6 protein-coding genes and 1 pseudogene are annotated in these 6,567 nt (G+C 61.7%); 2 read left to right on the top strand and 5 right to left on the bottom strand.

Annotated features, from left to right (window positions below):
- Window positions 1-568: pseudogene (locus tag NKJ76_RS27230) on the top strand (integrase core domain-containing protein); the annotation flags it as partial.
- A gap of 526 nt (window positions 569-1,094) precedes the next feature.
- Here NKJ76_RS27230 and NKJ76_RS27225 read toward each other — a convergent pair.
- Both NKJ76_RS27225 and NKJ76_RS27220 read right to left on the bottom strand, forming a co-directional pair.
- Window positions 1,095-1,499, bottom strand: coding sequence for an MAPEG family protein (locus tag NKJ76_RS27225; RefSeq protein WP_023682292.1), 405 nt, complete (start codon window positions 1,497-1,499; stop codon window positions 1,095-1,097).
- 194 nt (window positions 1,500-1,693) lie between these two features.
- Window positions 1,694-2,626, bottom strand: coding sequence for a LysR family transcriptional regulator (locus tag NKJ76_RS27220; RefSeq protein ID WP_352538798.1), 933 nt, complete (start codon window positions 2,624-2,626; stop codon window positions 1,694-1,696).
- 92 nt (window positions 2,627-2,718) lie between these two features.
- Between NKJ76_RS27220 and NKJ76_RS27215 the strand changes: the two genes are divergently transcribed.
- A complete protein-coding gene (locus tag NKJ76_RS27215) occupies window positions 2,719-3,732 on the top strand; it encodes an NADP-dependent oxidoreductase (protein WP_352538797.1) in 1,014 nt (337 codons plus the stop codon).
- Between the two features lie 61 nt (window positions 3,733-3,793).
- On the opposite strand, the gene NKJ76_RS27210 is transcribed toward NKJ76_RS27215, so the two are convergent.
- From NKJ76_RS27210 to rbsK, 3 genes are all read right to left on the bottom strand, one after another.
- Complete coding sequence (locus NKJ76_RS27210) at window positions 3,794-4,558, bottom strand: SGNH/GDSL hydrolase family protein (protein ID WP_352538796.1); 765 nt, start codon at window positions 4,556-4,558, stop codon at window positions 3,794-3,796.
- 1 nt (window position 4,559) lies between these two features.
- Window positions 4,560-5,411, bottom strand: coding sequence for an alpha/beta fold hydrolase (locus NKJ76_RS27205; protein ID WP_352538795.1), 852 nt, complete (start codon window positions 5,409-5,411; stop codon window positions 4,560-4,562).
- Between the two features lie 224 nt (window positions 5,412-5,635).
- Window positions 5,636-6,565 carry a ribokinase gene (gene rbsK / locus NKJ76_RS27200; RefSeq protein WP_352538794.1) on the bottom strand — a complete coding sequence of 310 codons (930 nt, stop codon included), beginning with the start codon at window positions 6,563-6,565 and terminating at the stop codon, window positions 5,636-5,638.
- Between the last annotated feature and the right edge of the window lie 2 nt (window positions 6,566-6,567).

Below are 6,567 nucleotides of genomic sequence, written 5' to 3'. Positions count from 1 at the left end.
GCCGAGGTCCGAACCGAGCAGGGCAAGCTGCATATGTTCGTGGCCATAGATCGGACCTCGAAGTTCGCTTTCGTCGAGCTGCACGAGAAGGCAACGACAGCGGTCTCCGCCGATTTCCTGCGCCATCTTCTTGATGCTGTCCCTTACAAGATCCACACAGTGCTTACCGACAACGGCATTCAGTTCACGACCCCAGGTGCCGGCGGCTCGGCCGTTCCGCTGATCAAGGAAGCCATGGCGGCGGGAGAAATCATATGGGCGCACGCCTTCGAACATACTTGCGCCAAGGCCGATATCGACCACCGAACGACAAAGCCAAGGCACCCATGGACCAACGGCCAGGTCGAAGGCATGAACCGCACGATCAAGGATGCGACCGTCAAACGCTTCTACTACGAGAGCCATGACCAACTGCGCCAGCATCTCGCCGATTTCGTCTTAGCCTATAATTTCGGCCGTCGACTGAAGACCCTCAAGGGCCTCACGCCCTTTGAATACATCTGCAAAATCTGGACAAAAGAGCCCGAACGATGATCCAACCCATCAAACCTTGGGACTAAACACCTAGGCCGCCCCCCCACCCCGGCGCCGGTGAACCCCGACGGGCGGAGGCCTATGGCTACAGCGCGAGCCGATCGGTGTCTACATAGCTCGGTAGCACTGGCTTGCTCCTCCAGGTTGGGTGGCAGGATTAGGTGCTGCTGAGGCCAGCGTGCAAGGAACAAGTGCAGGTGGAGAAGGTTGAATCTCAGTTCCTCTCCCTCTAACACTCACAAAGTCCAACAATTCTCTGCTCCGCTGCCAGGCGCTCTTGAGCCGAGCGTTTGCAGGGCGTGCGTGTGGCCAAAAGCTGGGGAGCGCCGCAGCGCCCAGGCGTGCAAATTGCTCTCTGAACGCCGATCCTTCTCCGAAGCTGGGGAGTAGCCCCAAAATCCAACAGCAATATCATGCCTCAACGGCGGTTTTGCCACTGCCAGTTTTGCGGTTCGCTCGCCTGTCAAAAGGGACAGTCTTTCGGGTCACGATCCGGAGTGGGTTTGCCAAGGCTCCCGGAATCGAGGTGGCCCACTTTTGCGTCGGGGCTCCGCCACTCTTCAGATCAAAAGCAACCAGCACCAATACGCACCAATCACCATTTGCACAGCGAACGCGGTGAACCTGAGACTGACCGCGAGTTGGCTGGTTGAGACGAGGTGGATCACCGACTGCACTATACGTGCGCCTAACATCGTGGAGGCCAAGGGATCCGTGACATCTGTCTTTGAAATGATGATCGCGACTCCGAGCAGACCTCCGAAGATTGGAAGCCCTTCAATGCAGTTGGCGTGGGCACGGGCTAACCTCCGCATAAACGGGGAGAGGGCTCCGTTATCTGGCGTAAAGCCGTTTGCCGGGACTTGCCCAGAGATCACCAGGTAGCTCCGGATAACTTCCATCACGATCAGCAGGGCCAGCGCCCACGAGATGAAGCCAGTCAATGCGTAAGCACTCGCCGACATGTGCCCTCCCCGTTGCTAGCACTCTAGGTCGTTGTAGCCGATCAACTAGTCTAATGCTATTCGACGAGGAGGGGCGGCCTGTAGTGGGGCCGAAACGGAATAGCAGCTTTTGGACGTTGTGCCCGGAATAGCTGCCGTTCAGCCAATCAGCAGTGATTGACGCTTTCGCCCTTTAGCGACCCTTCCGCGCCAGATCAGTCGATGCTTGAAGCTGCCATTCGCAGAGTGAAAGCGGCGTCGAGCATGGTCAGAAAGGCGCGCACGGCGGGGTTGGCGCGTCGGCTTGCCGGCCAGAGCACGGTGACATTGTTTCGCTCGACCGCGAACGTGGACAGCACTGGGACCAGTTCGCCGCGCTTCACATAGGGAGCCGCCATGAAGGAGGCGCCTATGCCTATCCCACCGCCGGCTGCCAGCATGATGAGCACGGCATCGCTGGCATCGGCGACCACACCGGAATTGGGCACGATCTCGATTTCACGGTCGCCAATCCGGAAGGGCCAGCGAAAGGCCTGGCCTGTGCTCTGATATCGAAGGTCGACGGTGTCGTGCCCTTCCAGGTGATCGGGATGGGTCGGTGTGCCGCGTTCCTCGAGATAGGCTGGCGAGGCGAAGCAGCAAAGCCGATGGGGTGCGAGCTTGCGTGATAGTAGCCGGGTGTCAGCCAGATCACCGATGCGTATGGCGACATCGATCCCTTCCTCGATCATGTCCACCATCTGGTCACCCAGCCTGAGATCGACGATCAGGTTCGGATGGAGCCGACGGAAAGCCGGTAAAGCCGGAGCGATCAGATGCAGTCCGATCGGCAGCGACGCGGCCACGCGCAACGTGCCCGATGGTTCGGAGCGCGCGGTCATTGCCGCCTGCTCTATTTCCTCGGCCTCGCGTAGCAGACGCAGCGCGCGCTCATGCAGGTCGCGCCCTTCGGGCGTGAAGGTGAGCGAGCGCGTTGTACGGGTAAACAGCGACACTCCTAAATGCCGCTCGAGCCGCTGGACGCTCTTGCTGACCGCCGACGGGGAAATCGACAGCGCGCGCGCCGCTGCCGTGTAGCTGCCGAGCGATCCCGCACGCGCGAAGGCGATGATGCCAGTGAGCCGATCCAAAGTGATATGTTCCGCCATGGCATTACTTAACCGCCATCGGCACCGATTATCAACCGGCGGTCATGCCGCTAGATTCGCTCCAATGACATGGATGAGCGGAGATTTCACCAATGAGCGATAAGATGAAGGCAGTCCGTCTGCACGCATTCGGTGGTCCCGAGATGCTGGTGTACGAAGACGCGCCTAGGCCGGGTGTGAAGCCCGGCGAGGTGCTTGTCCGAGTCCAGGCGGCCGGGCTTAATCCGCCCGACTGGTATCTGCGGGATGGCTATCGCGCATTGCCGCCAGAATGGCGACCCAACGCGTCCTTCCCACTGATTCTCGGCACGGACGTGTCGGGCGTCATTGAAGCGGTTGGCGCTGACGTCGCTGAGTTCAGCATCGGGGACGAGGTCTACGCAATGGTTCGCTTCCCCGATAACTTGATGACGGGTAGCAATGCCTACGCGCATTATGTCAGTGTGCCGGCATCGCATGTTGCGTTGAAACCAGCCGGCATCGACCATATTCATGCGGCTGGTGCGCCGATGTCGCTTCTGACGGCATGGCAGTTCTTGATCGAACTTGGCCACGACGAGCCGAATCCGTTCCAGCCCTTACCGCATGAGCCGGTGCCCCTCGACGGCAAGACGGTGCTCATCAATGGTGCCGGAGGCGGTGTCGGGCATCTGGCCGTCCAGTTGGCGAAATGGCGGGGCGCGCGCGTCATCGCGGTGACATCGGCCAAGAACGAGGCGCTGATGCGCGATCTCGGCGTGGATCAATTCATCGACTACAAGACAACCGCGGCGGAAGATGTCGTCCGAGACGTCGACCTTGTCCTCGACGCGGTGGGCGGCGCGGACATGGAGCGCTTCTTCCATGTTCTGAAGCCGGGCGGCGCGCTGTTCCTGGTCAACCCACTGGGCTTCGCTGGTCACGAAGAGACAGAGAGGCTGGGGATCACGGTCTCATCCACACAGGTTCGATCCAATGGCGCGCAGTTGGCAAAAGCCGCCCGCCTGCTCGACGACGGCCTTGTGCGTGTCGTCATCGACAGCACATTCACGCTGGCCGAGGCATCGCGCGCACATGAGCGCGCCGCCGACGGCAGTATTCAAGGCAAGATCGTGCTGGCCGTCTGAATTGTTGCTTTCAGTCCGACCGACCATCGGGAGTGCAGACGATCGGGCGGGATTACGCCGTTTAGCCGACGAAGACCACCGACCGACGTCCGGCTGAATCGTGCTCGACTACAAGTGCCGCGATGGCTGCCGCGATCTTCGCGCCGCCTTGCACTGACGGTTCGATAGGATTCGCGAAGTCCGCGTCCTCATTCGATACCAAGCGCAGGTCGACGAGCGGCAAACCGCGCGAGAACGCCGCCCGGGTGATGACGTCGTTGAGGACCGTCAGGGCAGTTGCGGCAAGTCTACGACGCTGTGGGTCGGGAAAGCGCGCCTCGTAGATCGTGCAGACAGCGGTGGGTAGGTTTTGGCCCAGCGCCCCCTCGAGCATCGTACAGTAGTCGTGCTCGAATTCCTCCCGGATATCGCTGATCCTGTCCAGAACCTCGGCCACCGAACGGGCCCCCTGCTCCAGAATCCCTGCATGACGAAGAGCATCATTGCCACCGACGCTGACGACAAGATGGCTAGCATCCTGGGGGAGCCGTTCAAGCTGCCGCTCGACGCCGCTTGTGACGGCGCCGTCGACGGCGTTTAGCGTTGCACGCCACCCCTCCGGCAAGCGCTCCCGCAGCTGCCGCACTACGTCAGGCCCGCGCGCGACATAGGCAGCGTTGTCAAAGATCGAATCCCCGAGAAGGACGACGTGTGGCATCGGATGCTCCGTTGAGGCCTCTGCCAATGCTGCATCAGCAGAGGAGGTAAGGTGGTGGGTTGTGACCGCGGCAGCGAGCACGGTCAGGAGATCACGGCGAATCAGGCCACCTACAGAACGGAACGGCATCTCAGCCGTCCAGGAACGCCAGAAGCGCGGCATTCACCGCGCTGGCCTCTTCGCGCTGTACCCAATGCGTCGCCTTCTCGAACGTCTGCAGGCCCCGATCGTTGCAAAGGGCCAGACTGCGCTCGGCCAGGCCATATTCCAGAGCTTGGTCCTGCATCCCCCACAGTACAAGGGTCGGCGTCGTGATCCGCTCCTTCAGGCTTGGGCGGAAGCGCAGCGCCCGATACCAGTTGAGCATGCCTGTCAGCGCCCCCGGCCGTTCCCAGGCCTGCCGATACTCTGCGATTTCCTCCGCCGTGAAGGCATCTGTTCGGCTGGATTTGATGAGCGCCCGTGCCAGCAGAGCCGAGCGCCCCGCCCCCAGAAAAGCCTCCGGCAGCAAGGGGAACTGGAAGAAGGCCGCATAGCTGCTCCGCAGGAACTGGGTCGGAGATCGCAAGGAATGGGCAAGCAGCACCTCGGGATGGGGCGCGTTCAGGATGACGAGCCTTTCCAGGCGGTGCGGCAGCTTTGCGCCTGCGGCCCAGGCGACGATACCGCCCCAGTCATGACCGACGAGGTGAAACCTTCCGATGCCGAGTGCGTCGGCGATGGCAACGACATCGCCGACGAGCTTGGGGAGCGTGTATTCACGGATGGCTTTCGGCTTGTCACTGGTGTTGTAGCCCCTCTGGTCGGGAACGATGACCCGGAATCCGGCGGTACGAGCGCATCGATCTGCCGTCTCCAGCCGATCCAGAAGTCGCCGGGAGCAGTCTGTCCCGGTCCAGCCGCTAGCCTGGCAGCAGCGGAGGCGTCGATCAAAGTGAATACCTCGCGGAGTTGACGAGGAGTTCTGATAGGCAAGTTTCAATTTCGCGCTTTTTCCCGAAAATTCGAGAGCGTGAGGAATTGAAACCATTCGTTGATTAATCAGGGGTTTTCGCCGGCCTGTCACGCCGGAGGTCGCGGGTTCGCGCCCCGTCACTCGCGCCATTTCTCCTCAGGAGAAATGTGACATAATCGTCTAGAATCTTGGTCTTGCATGAGGCAATTCAGATCCGGTCGGATCTGAACTCGATCTCTCCCGCAACGACCTCACCCCTCGGCCAGCAGCGCCTCGACTTCCTGCAGCGTCGGCATGGATGGCGCCGTACCCGGCCTTGTCACCGAAATGCCGGCGACGGCGCAGGCGAAGCGGACGGCTTGCAGCGGCTCCACGCCTTTGGCGAGTGCGGCGGCCAGGCCGCCATTGAAGGCATCGCCCGCACCGGTGGTTTCGACCACCGGGCCGGCATTGACCACCGGGACATGGTCGGACCGAGCGGCCGTGTGCAGCAGCGCGCCTTTTTCGCCGAGCGTGATGATGACCGAGCCGACGCCTTTTTTGAGCAGGCTGTCGGCGGCGCGGCGAGCGTCGTCGATCGAAGAAACCTTGATGCCGGTCAGTTCCTCGGCCTCGGTTTCGTTGGGGGTCACATAGTCGCACAGCGTGTAGATGCGGTCCGGCAGCTTGGCCGCTGGCGCCGGATTGAGAATGGTGGTCACCCCTGCCCCGCGCGCGATCTCGAGTGCGCGCAGTGCCGCGTCGATCGGCTGTTCGAGCTGGATGACGAAGACGCCGGCTCCACGGATCAGGCCGGCATTGGCCTCGATGTCTTCAGGCGAGATCAGCATCGCCGCACCCGGGCTGACGATGATGGCGTTGTTGCCGGTTGTCTCCTCGATGAAGATATAGGCCGCGCCGGTATAGCTTTGCGGCGTCTCGATGACGGCGGATTTGACGCTCGCCTCTGCCCAGGTCGCCTTGGCCATGTCGGCGAAAGCATCGACGCCAAGCCGGGTCAGGAAGGTGACGTCCGCGCCGAGCTTGCCTGCCGCCACCGCCTGGTTCGAGCCCTTGCCGCCCGGTCCCAGCTTGAAGGAATTACCAAGAATGGTTTCACCCATGCGCGGCTGTCGATCGGCGCGGTAGGCGGTGTCGGCGACGAAAACGCCCAGAATGACGACAGGTTTGCCCGACGCCATGG

The organism is Mesorhizobium sp. M0029 (genome assembly GCF_040323735.1).
Lineage (GTDB): Bacteria > Pseudomonadota > Alphaproteobacteria > Rhizobiales > Rhizobiaceae > Mesorhizobium.
Note: the sequence above shows the minus strand (reverse complement) of the source record. Positions and strands in the feature narration are given on the sequence as shown.